The sequence below is a fragment of the Yimella sp. RIT 621 genome, assembly GCF_004146205.1.
Lineage (GTDB): Bacteria > Actinomycetota > Actinomycetes > Actinomycetales > Dermatophilaceae > Yimella > Yimella lutea.
This window is the reverse complement of the sequence record NZ_SEIP01000012.1, coordinates 111,991-126,531: the sequence shown is the minus strand read 5'-3', so window position 1 is coordinate 126,531 and position 14,541 is coordinate 111,991. Positions and strand designations below refer to the sequence as shown.

14 protein-coding genes are annotated in these 14,541 nt (G+C 67.8%); 10 read left to right on the top strand and 4 right to left on the bottom strand.

Annotated elements, in window-relative coordinates; translation table 11 throughout:
- The 9 genes from EU513_RS16170 to EU513_RS12515 form a co-directional block, all read left to right on the top strand.
- Positions 1-292 (top strand): hypothetical protein (locus EU513_RS16170; RefSeq protein ID WP_205744773.1); only part of this gene is annotated, 292 nt, incomplete at its 5' end.
- A gap of 199 nt (positions 293-491) precedes the next feature.
- Positions 492-1,577 (top strand): DUF3662 and FHA domain-containing protein, encoded by a 1,086-nt coding sequence (locus tag EU513_RS16435; RefSeq protein WP_240796044.1) that lies wholly within the window; start codon positions 492-494, stop codon positions 1,575-1,577.
- Complete coding sequence (locus EU513_RS12545; RefSeq protein WP_129626442.1) at positions 1,574-2,038, top strand: FHA domain-containing protein; 465 nt, start codon at positions 1,574-1,576, stop codon at positions 2,036-2,038. The genes EU513_RS16435 and EU513_RS12545 overlap by 4 nt, the downstream gene beginning before the upstream one ends.
- Before the next feature lie 3 nt (positions 2,039-2,041).
- Positions 2,042-3,361, top strand: coding sequence for a PP2C family serine/threonine-protein phosphatase (locus EU513_RS12540; protein WP_129626440.1), 1,320 nt, complete (start codon positions 2,042-2,044; stop codon positions 3,359-3,361).
- A complete protein-coding gene (locus tag EU513_RS12535; RefSeq protein ID WP_275578737.1) occupies positions 3,349-4,725 on the top strand; it encodes an FtsW/RodA/SpoVE family cell cycle protein in 1,377 nt (458 codons plus the stop codon). Before EU513_RS12540 ends, EU513_RS12535 begins: the two co-directional genes overlap by 13 nt.
- Positions 4,722-6,173 (top strand): penicillin-binding protein 2, encoded by a 1,452-nt coding sequence (locus tag EU513_RS12530; protein ID WP_129626437.1) that lies wholly within the window; start codon positions 4,722-4,724, stop codon positions 6,171-6,173. The genes EU513_RS12535 and EU513_RS12530 overlap by 4 nt, the downstream gene beginning before the upstream one ends.
- Positions 6,173-7,627, top strand: a complete 1,455-nt coding sequence (locus EU513_RS12525; RefSeq protein WP_129626435.1) for a serine/threonine-protein kinase — start codon at positions 6,173-6,175, stop codon at positions 7,625-7,627. The genes EU513_RS12530 and EU513_RS12525 overlap by 1 nt, the downstream gene beginning before the upstream one ends.
- Before the next feature lie 2 nt (positions 7,628-7,629).
- The gene (gene pknB / locus EU513_RS12520) at positions 7,630-9,534 is read left to right on the top strand and encodes a Stk1 family PASTA domain-containing Ser/Thr kinase (RefSeq protein WP_129626433.1); all 1,905 of its coding nucleotides are present in this window, start codon (positions 7,630-7,632) and stop codon (positions 9,532-9,534) included.
- A gap of 25 nt (positions 9,535-9,559) precedes the next feature.
- Positions 9,560-10,180, top strand: a complete 621-nt coding sequence (locus EU513_RS12515) for an aminodeoxychorismate/anthranilate synthase component II (RefSeq protein ID WP_129626431.1) — start codon at positions 9,560-9,562, stop codon at positions 10,178-10,180.
- Between the two features lie 204 nt (positions 10,181-10,384).
- On the opposite strand, the gene EU513_RS12510 is transcribed toward EU513_RS12515, so the two are convergent.
- Positions 10,385-10,837 carry a cell division protein CrgA gene (locus EU513_RS12510; RefSeq protein ID WP_240796043.1) on the bottom strand — a complete coding sequence of 151 codons (453 nt, stop codon included), beginning with the start codon at positions 10,835-10,837 and terminating at the stop codon, positions 10,385-10,387.
- 66 nt (positions 10,838-10,903) lie between these two features.
- Here EU513_RS12510 and EU513_RS12505 point away from each other — a divergent pair, with 66 nt between their 5' ends.
- Complete coding sequence (locus tag EU513_RS12505) at positions 10,904-11,629, top strand: DUF881 domain-containing protein (protein WP_129626429.1); 726 nt, start codon at positions 10,904-10,906, stop codon at positions 11,627-11,629.
- Positions 11,630-11,706: 77 nt separating this feature from the next.
- Here the strand turns inward: EU513_RS12505 and EU513_RS12500 are convergent, their stop codons facing one another.
- From EU513_RS12500 to EU513_RS12490, 3 genes are all read right to left on the bottom strand, one after another.
- Positions 11,707-12,495: a rhomboid family intramembrane serine protease gene (locus EU513_RS12500; protein ID WP_239702756.1), complete on the bottom strand. Its 789-nt coding sequence runs from the start codon at positions 12,493-12,495 to the stop codon at positions 11,707-11,709.
- Positions 12,496-12,563: 68 nt separating this feature from the next.
- Positions 12,564-13,079 (bottom strand): peptidylprolyl isomerase, encoded by a 516-nt coding sequence (locus tag EU513_RS12495; RefSeq protein WP_129626425.1) that lies wholly within the window; start codon positions 13,077-13,079, stop codon positions 12,564-12,566.
- Between the two features lie 82 nt (positions 13,080-13,161).
- Positions 13,162-14,352, bottom strand: a complete 1,191-nt coding sequence (locus EU513_RS12490) for a MarP family serine protease (protein WP_129626423.1) — start codon at positions 14,350-14,352, stop codon at positions 13,162-13,164.
- Positions 14,353-14,541 lie beyond the last annotated feature (189 nt).

Genomic DNA, 14,541 nt, shown 5'->3' with positions numbered 1-14,541 from the left:
TGGCTGGGTGTTCGTTCGCCCGTCACCATGGTCTCGATCGCGGCACTCCGCTAACGCTCCGCACCTACTCGACCACCGTCCGAATGGTCTCGATCCCTTCGACACGACGGCTCAGGACAAGCGCATGTGGCACTCCGCCAAGGCTCCGCACCTACTCGACCACCGTCCGAATGGTCTCGATCCCTTCGACACGACGGCTCAGGACAAGCGCATGTGGCACTCCGCCAACGCTCCGCACCTACTCGACCACCGTCCGAATGGTCTCGATCTTTTCGACACGACGCTCGTGTGATGGCTGGTCGTTCGTCCTCGCCCTGGTGTCGGCGCCTGCGGGCAGTGTCGAAGCCGCGGGCAACACGGAAACTGATGGGAACCCGCCAATCGTTGGTGCCCTCGTTACGATGACGTGACTGCCGCGTGGGCTCGACTCGTGGATCACAGCAGTCACACGCATCACAGGCCGGGATCGACGCGACAAGGAGGGCGACCACATGGGCTTGTTCGACAAGCTCGAGAAGCGCCTCGAGTCCGGGGTGAACAGTGCGTTCGCCAAGGCGTTCCGCGCCGAGGTCCAGCCGGTCGAGCTCGCGAGCGCGATGCGCCGGGCCATGGACGACCGCGCCACCAGCGCCGGCAAGAACAAGCGTCCGATCGTGCCGAACATGTTCGACATCGAGCTCAGCAGCACCGACCACGAACACCTCACCGCCTACCAGGCCGCGCTGGTCGATGAGTTGAAGGCGAGCGCCGCCGAGCACGCCGAGACGCAGCGGTACACCCCGGGCGGGCCGCTCACGGTCAACTTCACCGAGAACGACGCGCTCGAGACGGGCGTGTTCAAGGTGCGTCCCTCGATCGCTCGCCAGGCGGTGCAGCAACCCGATCCGGAGCCCCTGCACGAGGCGCCGACCGACGCTCCCGAGCCGGAGCCGAGTCGTAAGCCGGCCGGCGGGTTCGCCCTTCCGGGTATGCGGCGCCGCAAGCACGATCCCGAGTTCGACGATCGCAGCGCAGCCGTCACCCACCACGCGGGTGGGGCGCACGACACCTACACCGGCCGGTCGGACGAGGACGCCGACGACCGGGACGTGGACTCCAACGACAGGGCCCAGGACGCCCACGGCTGGGAAGAAGAAGAGGACGAGTTCGGCCACGCCTTCGTCCGACGCAACCAGTCGGATCACCAGGACCAGTACGAACAGCCCGCGGAGTACTACGAGGAGCAGCCCGAGCGTCCGGCGCCGTGGACCCCCAGTCCGGCCGCGCCGCGCAGCTACCGGCAGCGTCCCTACCTCGACATCGACGGCGACCGCTACCCGCTGATGGGCGCGATCACCATCATCGGCCGCGACGACGACGTCGACATCGTGCTCGACGACAGCGGAGTCTCGCGGCGGCACAGCGAAGTTCGGGTCACGAACGACGGTCCGCACCTGGTAGCGAGCTTGTCCGACCTGGGCTCCACGAACGGCACGTTCCTCAACGGCGAACGGGTCACCAGCGTCCACCTCGACGAGGGCGACCGCATCACGGTCGGCCGCACGTCGATCATCTTCCGGCAGGGCAAACGTCGATGAGCGAATTGACCATCACCGCAATCCGATTGGGACTGCTGGCGTTGTTGTGGGCCTTCGTGTTCAGCATCGTCGGCGTCCTGCGCGGTGACCTGTACGGCGCCCGCACGGTCACCCGCGGCGCCTCGCGTCCCGTCGCCGCACCGGCGGCCGGACGCGCCCCCAAGCGGCGCGGCCCCACCCACCTGGCCGTGGTCGACGGGCACATGCGCGGCATCACCGTGCCGCTGACCGAGAACGGCGTGCTCATCGGTCGCAACCCCGAGTGCAGCCTGGTGCTGTCGGACGAGTTCGCCAGCGGCCGGCACGCGCGCGTATACCCCGAAGGCGACCAGTGGTTCGTCGACGACCTCGGCTCCACCAACGGTACTTTCGTCGGCCCGCAGCGCATCGGCGAACACGTGCCGTTGCATGAGGGATCCCACATCCGGATCGGCACCACGGTGCTCGAAGTCAGGAAGTAAGACATGCCCATCGCCTTGCGCTTCGCTGCCCGGTCGAATCTGGGCCTGGGGTCCAAGACCCGCAACGAGGACTCCGCGTTCGCCTCCCCCGACCTGCTCGTCCTCGCCGACGGCATGGGCGGACACGCCGCCGGCGACACCGCGAGCGCGACCGTCGTCGCCGAACTGATGACTCTCGACGGCGAGTCGTGGGGCGCGGACGAGGCCGCCCACCAGTTGCGCCAGGCCGTGCGCCGGGCCAACGACCGGTTGCGGCAGATGATGGACACCGACCTCAACACCGAGGGCATGGGCACCACGCTCATCGCGTTCATCCGCTCCGGCACGAAGCTGGCCATGGCCAACATCGGCGACAGCCGCGCCTACCTCGTCCGCGACGGCGTGTTCACCCAGCTGACCAAGGACCACTCGTTCGTGCAGGCGTTGCTGGACGAGGGCCGTATCACCCCCGAAGAGGCCGAGCACCACCCGCAGCGCTCGATGGTCACCCGGGTGCTGACCGGACGCGAGGACGACGACCCGGACATCTCCATGCGCGAGGCGCAGCGTGGCGACCGGTTGCTGATCTGCTCCGACGGGTTGTCGGACTACGTGGCGCGTTCGACGATCGAGGGCATCATGACCTCGCCGGGTTCGCCCGGCGACATCGCCGACCGGCTGATCGAGATCGCGCTGAAGGCGTCCACCCGCGACAACGTGACGGTCGTCGTGGCCGAGGTCGTCGACGGCAAGGAGCCGATCTCCAGCACCCCGCAGATCGTCGGCGCAGCCGCCGACCGGTCGATCGGTCACGAGGACGACGAGACACAGGAACAACCGCAGGAACCCCGCACCCCGGCCGAGAAGGCGGCAGCGCTGCAGCGGGAGACCGCGCGGGAGCCCGCGCCCCCGCAGCCGGTCCACCCGGGCGACGACTACGACGACGGTGGTGAAACCCACGGCCTGCCGCAGTTGGCCGAGGAGAAGCCGAACGAGGGCGGCAAGCTGCGCTGGTTCGGTCTCGGCGCGGTGCTGATCGCGATGGCCGTCGCCGGCGCGCTGCTCGGTTACAACTGGACGCAGAGTCAGTACTACGTGGGAGCAAACAGCGGGAAGGTCGCGATCTTCAAGGGCGTGCCGCAGGACCTCGGTCCGGTGCGCCTGTCGAGCATCGAGTCGACGACGAACCTCCAGGTCAAGGACCTGCCGAGCTTCTACCGCGACAAGGTCAACAACACGATGACCGCCAAGGACAAGGCCGACGCCCAGCGCGTCGTCGCCGACCTGCAGAAGCAGCTCGAGCGCTGCAAGGCCGACACGTCCGGGAGCAACTGCGCGTCGTGACCGTCACCGGCCAGAATCCCCGCACCCGCCGCGGCACCGAACTGGTGCTGCTGATCTTTGCGATCGCGGTGGTGCTGTTGGCGTACGCCAATGTGGGGCTGGCGATGGAGGGCAGCCTGCCCGTCGATCTGCTGCCGATCGGTGCCGGATTCGCAGTGATCGCAATCGTTTTCCACCTCGTGCTGCGGTGGAAGGCGGCGTACGCCGACCCGACGTTGCTGCCGATCGCGACCCTGCTCAACGGTCTCGGCCTGGTGATGATCCACCGGCTCGACCTCAACTCCTCCAAGACCAACGGACTGCTCGAGGGATCGGCGCTTCGTCAGCTGGTCTGGAGCGCGGTCGCCATCGGTGCGGCGATCGCGCTGCTGTTCGTGATCAGCGACCACCGCCGGCTGCGGCGCTACACCTTCACCTTCGGCCTGGCCGGCATCGTCCTGCTGATGATGCCGCTGCTGCCCGTCATCGGACGCAACATCAACGGCAACCGCATCTGGATCGGGCTGGGACCGTTCAGTTTCCAGCCCGGTGAGATCGCCAAGCTGTGCGCGGTCGTGTTCTTCGCCTCCTACCTGGTGCAGACCCGGGACGCGTTGTCGCTGGTCGGCAAGCGCGTCCTCGGCTTCCCGTTGCCGCGCGCCCGCGACCTGGGCCCGATCATCGTCGCCTGGCTCGCCTCGCTGGCGGTGCTGGTGTTCGAGTCCGACCTCGGTACCTCGCTGCTGTTCTTCGGGCTCTTCGTCGCGATGCTCTACATCGCCACCGAGCGCCGCTCGTGGATCATCATCGGTCTGGGGATGTTCCTGCTCGGCTGCTTCGTCGCCTACCAACTGTTCGCCCACTTCCAGGTGCGCGTGCAACTGTGGCTCGACCCGTTCACCGAGGGCCTGTCCGACCAGAACGCCAAGGGCCTGATGGGTATGGCCAGCGGCGGTCTCACCGGTACCGGCCTGGGCAAAGGCCACCCGGAGATCACCTACTTCGCGAACTCCGACTTCATCTTCGCCAGCTTCGGCGAGGAACTCGGCCTCATCGGGGTCATGGCGATCCTCATGCTCTACGGGCTGTTCGTCGAACGCGGACTGCGCACCGCGCTCGCCGCCCGCGACGGCTTCGGCAAGCTGCTCGCGTCCGGCCTCGCGTTCTCGATCGCGTTGCAGTGCTTCGTGGTCATCGGCGGGGTCACCCGCGTCATTCCGCTCACCGGACAGACCACACCGTTCCTCGCAGCCGGCGGGTCGTCGTTGCTGGCCAACTGGATGCTCGTGGCACTGTTGCTGCGGATCAGTGACCAGGCACGACGTCCGATGTTCGAGTCGAAGGACGTCTCGGACGAAATGACGCAGGCGGTGAGGATTCGATGAATACTCCGATCCGGCGGCTGTCGTTCGTGGTGATGGCGATGTTCGCGGCGCTGCTCGTCGCGAGCACGATGATCCAGTTCGTCCAGGCGAAGAGCTACAACGAGAAGCCCGGCAACCGGCGTGCGTTGCTGAAGTCGTACGCCAAGGAACGCGGCTCGATCCTGGTCGACGGCAACGCGGTCGCGGTCAGCAAGCCGGTCGACAACGACTTCAAGTGGCAGCGCAGTTACCCGCAGGGATCGACGTACGCCGCCGCCACCGGCTATTTCTCCTTCACCTACGGCACGAGCGGCGTCGAGCGCGGGTACAACGACCTGCTGTCGGGCAGCTCGGACAAGTTGTTCTACCGGCAGTTGCCCGAGATCCTCACCGGCAAGGAGCCGCAGGGCGCCAGCGTCGACCTGACGATCCGGGCCAAGGTGCAGCAGGCCGCCCGCAATGCACTGGGCAACCAGCGCGGTGCCGTCGTCGCGATGGACCCCAAGACCGGGGCGATCCTGGCTATGGTCACCAGCCCGACGTACGACCCGAACCTGTTGTCGACGCACGACCTGAACGCGGTTCAGGACAACTGGAAGCAGCTGACCACGGCGAAGAACCAGCCGATGATCAACCGGGTCATCGGCGGCAACCTCTACCCGCCCGGCTCCACGTTCAAGCTCGTCACCGCCGCCGCTGCCCTGGAATCGGGCAAGTACAAGCCGGATTCCGAGCTCGACGCACCGGCCGCGATCAAGCTGCCCGGCGTCGTCCGGCCGCTGCCGAACGTCACCGGACGCGCGTGCGGTCCGAACGACAGGACGACGCTCGAGCACGCGATCGAGATCAGCTGCAACACGGCGTTCGCCGGTCTGGGCATGGACCTCGGGCAGGACAAGGTGCGTCAGCAGGCGACGAAGTTCGGGTTCGGCCAGCAGCTGACGATCCCGATGAACGTCACGCCCTCCACCTTCCCCGGCAACCTGCAACAGGCGCAGTTGGCGCAGTCCTCGATCGGACAGTTCGACGTGCGCGCCACCCCGCTGCAGATGGCGATGGTCTCGGCCGGGATCGCCAACGGTGGCAAGGTCATGCGTCCTTACCTGGTGCAGACCGTGCGCGACAAGAACCTCGACGTCGTGCAGTCGACCGACCCGTCGGTCTTCTCCGACGCGGTCGGAAGCGACGTCGCGACCCAGTTGAAGGACATGATGAAAAAGGTTGTCGACACCGGAACCGGTCGGCGAGCGCAGATCCCGAATGTGGAAGTTGCAGGCAAGACCGGAACGGCCGAGACCGCTCCGGGCGTCAACGCCGATGTGTGGTTCACCGGGTTCGCCCCGGCGAACGACCCGAAGGTGGTCGTGGCGGTCGTCGTCGAAGACGGCGGAACAGCAGGACAGGAAGCATCCGGAGGATCGGTCGCAGCACCGATCGCGAAGGCAGTGATGGAAGCGGTGGTCAAGTAATGAACCGAACCGGAGACGTACTGGGGGGACGGTACGAGCTCACCGACCGCATCGCCGCGGGCGGCATGGGTGAGGTGTGGAAAGCCACCGACCAGGTGCTCGGGCGCACGGTCGCGCTCAAGCTGCTCAAGGACGGGCTGACCGACGAGATCGGCTTCACCGAGCGGTTCCGCAACGAGGCCCGACTGTCGGCGGCACTGACCCACGGCAACGTGGCGCAGGTGTACGACTACGGCGAGGACGACGGCACCGCCTACCTGGTGATGGAGTACGTCCCGGGCATGCCGCTGTCCAAGATCATCGCCGAGAACGCACCGATCTCGGCCGCCGACACCGCCGGGCTGCTGGCGCAGGCAGCGTCCGCGCTGCAGGCCGCGCACCGCAGCGGGTTGATTCACCGTGATGTGAAACCGGCGAACATGCTGGTCACCGCCGACGGCATCGTGAAGCTCACCGACTTCGGTATCGCCCGCGCGATCGGGTCGGCCGCGATGACCAAGACCGGCGAGGTGATGGGCACCGCGCAATACCTCGCCCCCGAGGCCGCGCTCGGCCACGAGGTCACCGGCCTGGTCGACGTGTACGCACTCGGCATCATTGCCTACGAGATGGTCACCGGACGCCGTCCGTTCGAGTCCGACAGCCCCGTCACCCTGGCGCTCGCACACGTCAACCAGACGCCGCCGCAGATGCCGCCGGAAGTGCCGCCGCCGGTGCGCGCGATCATCCTCGCGACGCTGGAGAAGAACCCGGCGCTGCGCCCGGATTCGGCCGCGGAGTTCTCCCGCGCCCTGCGTCAGGCCGTGGTCGACTCCACCCGGATGGGCTTCGACCCGAACAAGCGGGCACCCAAGCAGACCCCGGGCGGCCCAGCCGGATCGTCCGGCCCGCACTCACCTCAGAACTCTCCCCACCCGGGCCCGGCGTCCGGTCCGCACTCGGGCGGCTCCGGACCACAGCACGGCAACATCGGCGGCCCGCTTCCCGGACGCCAGGAGGTCTCGCACCACCCGGCACCCACCGGGCCGTCGGCTCCGCCGTCCGGTCACCCGGCAGCAGCCGGGTTCAAGGGCGATCCGAGCGGTCCCAACGCGCCGACGTCCGGGCCGCAGGCAAGCACGTCGGGTCCGAACAACACCGCGAGGTTCGCGGCGTCGTCCCCGGCGACGCGTAAGGACAAGCGGCTGCAGCCGTCCAGCGGCGGGTCGTCGACCGTCACGAACAACAACAACGACGACTTCGCCGGGCTCGGCATCTCCAAGAGCCTGTTCATGAAGATCCTCGGCGGTGTGGTGGCGCTGCTGCTGCTCATCGTCGTCCTCGTCGTGGTGCTCAACCAGGGCGGCAAGGTCACTCCGCCGAAGAACCCCACCGAGACACAGCAGCAACAGCAGAGCGACAACAACGACGACGGCAACAGCGAGACCCCCAGCGACCAAGGGAACATCAACTAGCGATGACGCAAGCTCCCCGCCTGCTCGGCGGCCGCTACGAGGTCGGTGAACTCATCGGACGCGGCGGCATGGCCGAAGTGCACCTGGGTCACGACACGCGCCTCGGGCGTCCGGTCGCGATCAAGATGCTGCGTTCCGACCTGGCTCGCGACAGCACCTTCCTGACCCGTTTCCGGCGCGAGGCGAAGTCGGCAGCCGGACTGAATCATCACGCGATCGTCGCCGTGTACGACTCCGGCGAGGAGACCTACACCGAGACCGGTGGCGCCGAGATCGACGTGCCGTACATCGTGATGGAGTACGTGGACGGTGACACGCTGCGCGACGTGCTCAACGCCGAGGGTCACCTGTCCCCGGACGAGGCCGCCCGCATCACGCAGGGCATCCTGTCGGCCCTGGAGTACTCGCACAGCCGCGGAATAGTGCACCGCGACATCAAACCGGCCAACGTGATGCTGACCCGCGGTGGCCAGGTGAAGGTGATGGACTTCGGCATCGCCCGCGCCCTGGCCGATGTCGGCGCCACCATGACGTCCGCTCAGGCCGTCGTCGGGACCGCGCGCTACCTCTCCCCCGAGCAGGCCAAGGGGGACCAGGTCGATGAACGCTCCGACCTGTACTCAGCGGGCTGCGTCTTGTATGAACTGCTCTGCGGCAGAACACCGTTCGTCGGTGAGCCGGTCAGCCTGGTCTACCAGCACATCAGCGACCGTCCGGCGCCCCCGTCGTCCTACGAGCCGACGGTGCCCAAGCCGATGGACGCCGTCGCGATGCATTCGCTGGAGAAGCCGCGCGAAGGTCGCTACCAGACCGCCGGCGACTTCCGGGCCGATCTGCAGAACGCCCGGACGAACACGCCGGTCTCGGCGGCGGCCACCGCAAGCCTTGCGGCTGCCGGTGGCGCCGCCGCCGCCGCCGCGAAGGCGCCCGCTCCGGTGGAGCAACCGCGCCGCGACAGCACCCGCGAGATCGCCGACCGCGGTCGGCGCCCGAATCACGTCGGTCTGTGGACCGCAGCCGTCATCGCCGCGCTGCTGGCCATCCTCGGCGTCGGCTACCTGGTGATGAACGGTCAGGACGAGACCAAGCTCGCCTCGGTGCCATCGGTGCGCGGGTTCACCGAGCAGGCAGCCGACCAGACGCTCCGCAACGCCGGCTTCGTCCCCAGTTTCCGAAAGGTGACCAGCGACGCGACCCTCGACACCGTGGTCGCGCAGCGTCCGAACGGTGGTGAGCCGGCCGAATCCGGATCGACGGTCACCGTCGACCTGTCCGGTGGTCCCAACGTGCGCACTGTGCCGTCCGTGGTCGGGAAGACCGAGCAGGAGGCGAGAAAGATCCTGGGCGACAACGGTTTCGACAAGGTGGCCGTTGATCCGACCCGGGTCGACGACACCGAGTACGCCGAGGGACAGGTGACGTCCACCGACCCCATCGAGAACAGCGCAGCGCCGCCGACCCAGACGATCACGCTGAAGCTCAGCAGCGGCAAGGTCACCGTGCCGAGCAACCTGGAGGGCATGAACTTCTTCGCCGCCCAGCAGGCACTGGCGAAGGCGCACCTGCAACCGGCCGATCCGCCGACCTCCGTGCCGACCTCCAACTCGGACCTGTGGGACAAGGTGCAGGACGTGCCGGACGCCGGCAAGAAGGTCGCGGTGAACTCCCGGATCGCGATCTCGGTCTACACCCGCTCTTCGACGGTGACCGTCAACCCGCCGCCGCCGCCGCCGACGACGACGACCAGCTCCACGTCCTCGCCGACCTCGAGCCCGACGTCCACGCCTTCGTCGACGTCCAGCCCAACGTCGTCGCCGTCACCCACCTCGACGGCGCCGCCGTCACCGACGTCGACCCCGCCCAAGCCCTCGACGCCGTCCACCCCGCAAACCCCGCCCAACCGGTGACCGCTTCCGATCTAAAATTCGGGGCATGACCCGCATCCTCGTCGTCGACAACTACGACAGCTTCGTCTTCACGATCGTCGGGTACCTCGAACAGTTGGGTGCGCAGTGCGATGTGCGCCGCAACGACGCCGTGACCACCGACGAGGCGGCGGAGTTCGACGGGGTGCTGGTCTCGCCCGGACCGGGGACGCCGGAGGCCGCCGGGGTGTCGATGGACATGATCCGTGCCTGCGCCGACCGGGCCCAGCCGATGTTCGGAGTGTGCCTGGGTCACCAGGCGCTGGGTGTGGTCTACGGCGGCGTGGTCAGCCGCGCCCCTGAACTGCTGCACGGCAAAACCTCACGCATCGTCCACGACGGCACCGGTGTGCTGGCGGGTCTGCCCTCGCCGTTCACCGCGACGCGCTACCACTCGCTGGCGATCGAGTCCGACACCGTGCCGGACGAACTCCTCGTCACCGGCCGCACCGAGAACGGGATTGTGATGGCGGTCAAGCACCGCGATCTGCCGCTGCACGGGGTGCAGTTCCACCCCGAGTCCGTGCTCACCGAGGGTGGTCACCGGATGCTGGCCAACTGGCTCGCCGAGTGCGGCATGTCGGACGCCGTCGAGCGTTCGACCGGGCTGGCCCCGCTCGTCCACTGAGCCGCCGCGCGCCACTGTCGTCACAGACGACACTTTCCACAACATTTGCACCATGTGTGGATAACCATGCCCACTTATCCACAGTATTGCTCACAGCTGGGGATAACTACATTGATGTAACTTCGAACTCATGTCCGACAAAACATCGATGCCCCCGGAGTCGTCCGGAGGCATCGATGGGTGGGGCTCAGTCCGTGGAAGCAACTACTTCCATCTCGTGGTCATGATGAAACCGGCCATGATCAACACGAAACCGACCGCCATGTTCCAGTTCTCCAGCGCGGGGATCGGGTACGTGGGGCGCTCGCCCTTGGCGTTCGGCTCCATGGTGGTCGACAGGTAGTACACGACCAGCCACAGCAGACCGGCACCCATCAGGCTGAGCATCGTCGGCACCCACCACTTGGGGTTCTTGCCGCCGTCGAGCTTGACCGGCTGCGGCGTGGTGCGTCGGCGCAGCGCCTCCCGCTCGGACTCCCGTCGGGCCTCGGCCTTCTCCGCGTCCCGCTCCGCCTTGGTCTTGCTGGCGACGCCGAGCGTGCCGTCCTTCGCGTCCTCGTCGGTGCGGTCGGCACCCTCGACCACGTCGAGCTCGATGACCTCTTCGGTCACGGAGTCCTTCGCAGGTTCCTCGGACGGCTTCTTGGACTTGCTCACATCTTCTCCCGGTCGGTGCGGCGGTTAGGCTAGAAGCCTAAGTCACCCGGTCCCGAAGGTTCATCGATGACTCGCCGCTCGCCCTGGACGCTCGTGGTCACCGCAGTGACCCTGAGCGCGGGGTTGCTGTTCGGAGTGAGCGCATCGACCAGCGAGGGACGTGATCTGCGGCCTGGTCAGCGCGACCTCAGCCAGGTGGTGCTCGCGGCGAACCAGCGGGTCGCCGGGCAGGCCGCCACCGCAAAACGGTTGCAGGGTGAGGTCGATGCGCTGAGCAAGCGCTCGGGCGCAGGCGCGACGGCATCCAACCTGGCCAAGCAGGCCGACTCCCTGGCTCCGCGGGCCGGTTTCACCGCGATCACCGGCGACACCGTCACCGTCACGCTCGACGACTCCAAGCGTGACCCGGCCACCTTGCCCGAGGGCTCCAACCTGAACTGGATGGTCGTGCACCAGCAGGACGTCCAGGCGGTCGTCAACGCGCTGTGGCGTGGCGGCGCGAAGGCGATGATGCTGATGGACCAGCGGGTGATCAGCACCTCGGCCGTCCGCTGCGTCGGCAATACCTTGATCCTGCAGGGACGCGTCTACTCGCCGCCGTTCAAGATCACCGCGATGGGCGACCAGGCGCAGCTGCGCAAGGCGCTCAAGGACGACCCGGACGTCGCGAACTACCGCGACTTCGTCGACCGCGTCGGGGTGAAGTACGAGGTGGAGAACGGCTCGAACAAAACGTTCCCGCCCTTCGAGGGCACCACCGAGTTGCGCTACGCGAAGACCACCAAGAAGTAGCCGGCTTCCGAGCCCGCGAACCTACTCCTTCTCGGTCGAGCCCACTGGGTGTGCGCAGTAGGTTCGCGAGATGGTGGTCAGACGATGGGGTTGACCCAGGCGGCCGGGACCCACTTGGTGGCCAGCCAGGCGAGGGCGGCGAGCGCCACGACGATCGCGGCGAGGCCGGGCCAGTGCAGCTTGCGGTCGCGCAGGTTCAGCACTGCGGCGCAGGCGGCGCCGGTGATCGCGCCGCCCAGGTGGGCCTGCCAGGCGATGCCGGAGACCAGGAACGACAACACGGCGTTGAGGCCGAGGACGATCAGCATCGGCGTGATGTCGCGCTTGAGCCGGAGATTGAGCACGACGACGCCGAGGAAGAGTCCGAACACTCCACCGGACGCGCCGACGGTGCCCTGGAACCACGCGTCCGCACGCGGGATGTCGAGGGCGGCGAGCACCTCGAAGCCGACCGACCCGCCGAACGCTGAGATCAGGAACAGCGCCAGGAAGCGGGCGCGTCCCAGGATGGGTTCGAGGTACTGCCCGGTGAGCCAGAGCGCGTACATGTTGAACAGCAGGTGCATCGGCGACGGCGAGGCGTGCACGAACGCTGCGGTGATGAAGCGCCACGGTTCGGACGCACCGAGCACCGGCGCGAAGAACATCTCGTCGGTGACCCGCTCGGACACCAACTGTCCGAGCCAGATCAGCGAGCAGAGTCCGATCAGCGCGTAACTGACGATGGGCTTGCCGTCGGTGGGACGGCTGACCGCGCGCGGGTTCGCCTTCGCGACCTGCTTGACGCAGTCGACGCACTGGACGCCGACCTGTGCCGGGCGTTGGCACTCGGCGCAGGTCGGACGTTCGCAGCGCTGACAGCGCACGTAAGCCACCTGCCCCGGATGACGGGGGCAGGTGGGCTGTGTGGTGCCTTGTTGTGTCATGCGGCCCGTCAGTTGACGGTGACCTTCTCGATGACGACGTCCTCGACCGGACGGTCCTGGGCGCCGGTGCGGACGGCGGCGATCTTGTCGACGACGTCGCGGCCTTCCTGGTCGGCGACCTCACCGAAGATCGTGTGCTTGCCCTGCAGCCAGGTGGTGGGGGCGACGGTGATGAAGAACTGCGACCCGTTGGTGCCCTTGCCGCCGCGCTTGCCCGCGTTGGCCATCGCGAGGATGTAGGGCGAGTTGAAGTTGCGGTCGGGCGAGATCTCGTCGTCGAAGGTGTAACCGGGGCCACCGACGCCGGAGCCCAGCGGGCAGCCGCCCTGGATCATGAAGCCGGGGATGATGCGGTGGAAGGTGAGTCCGTCGTAGAACGGCTCAGGGTTCTTGCGACCCGCGTCGTCGTTGTAGTCGAGCGAGCCCTGGGCGAGGCCGACGAAGTTCTTGACCGTGTTCGGCGCGTCGTTCTCGAAGAGCGTGACGTTGATGTCGCCGTGGTTGGTGTGCAGCGTTGCATTCATGCGGTCGAGTCTAGGTTCTGAGCGATCGTCGTGTTCGGTCGCCTGCGGGTGATCTTCGGTGCCCCCGCTCGCCGCCGCGCACTCATCGAATCGCGCATGCGCCGGTCGGAACGGAGGACGAACCCACCGACCCCAGGCGCGAGGTGAGCATCTGGTTGGTGAGGACGTACCCGGTGTCGCCGGTGCTCTTCGCACGAGCGAACACGGTGCCGGCCACGCGTCCGTCGGCGGTGAGCATCGGTCCGCCGCTGTTGCCCGGACGGACGGGCGCGTTGACGGCGTACACCGACCGGTCGACGCCGGGCTGACCGTAGATGTCGTGGCCGCGGGCCTGCAGCGGCGTGCTCACCTTCGCCGAGATCACCCGGTAGGGGCCGCCGCCGGGATAGCCGGCGATGACCGCGTCGGTGTTCGGGCGCAGCGGCGTGGACGTCATCGGCAGGGCCGGCGCCTTCAGATCGGGCACGTCCAGCACCGCCAGGTCGGCCCGCGGGTCGAACATCACGACGGTCCCCCGCAACCGCTCGCCTTCGCCGCGCACCTGGACGGTGACCGGCCCGGAGCCGGCCACCACGTGTGCGTTCGTGACCACGCGTCCGGGTGCTTGGACCCACCCTGACCCGCCGTACTGCCCGCCGCATTCGGTGGGCGCCGTGGCGATCTTCACGATCGACCGGGACGCGCGCTCGACCGCGTCGGTGCGGGCGACACCGGGGTCTGCCGGGGCGTCCGGGACGTCGGGTTCGACGGCTTGCTCGAACACCCTGGGGAACCCGGAGCGGTCGAGTTCGTTGCGCAGGGACGCCGACCACCGATCGGCGCCGGAGGGCATCGCTGCGTCCAGACCGGAGAGCACCTGTGAATCGGCGATGGCATTCGAGGCACGCTCGGGGACCAGGGTGCGGGCAGCGCCGGCGACCAACCAGACGCCGACCGCCACCGAGACGACGGCGACCATCGCACCCGCGATCGAATCAGCGACGCGCACTGCACGGACGCGCTGCCGCGAGCGCAGTCTTTCGCCGATCGTCGCCACCGAGACCTGGCCGACGAGCGCCGCGACGATGATTATCAAGGCGCTGGTGAGCGCCTGGTGCGTGGGTGTGAGCGTCGCCAGAGAGACGATATGCGGAGCCAGCAGGAAGCCGATCATCCCGCCGAGGATGAGGCCGACGAGCCCGAGAATGCCGGTGATGCCGCCGCGCTGCCAGCCGACGAAGGCGTAGCAGGACAGCATGATCACCAGGAAGACGTCCAGGGTTCCTGCGGTCATGTCACTCACCTTCGGCCTGCCGGGGGTGGGTGGGCCGAACACCCGTTCTCTGTCGAACGCCGGGCGCACCGCGGCGGTTCCGCCGACGAGACAGCCGCCGATGTGACGTACTTCGTCAACCGGCGCCGACCTATCGGCCCGCTCGGCTCGTTAGGGTGGAAAACAGTCCGAGGGCCCGACCCTCATGGG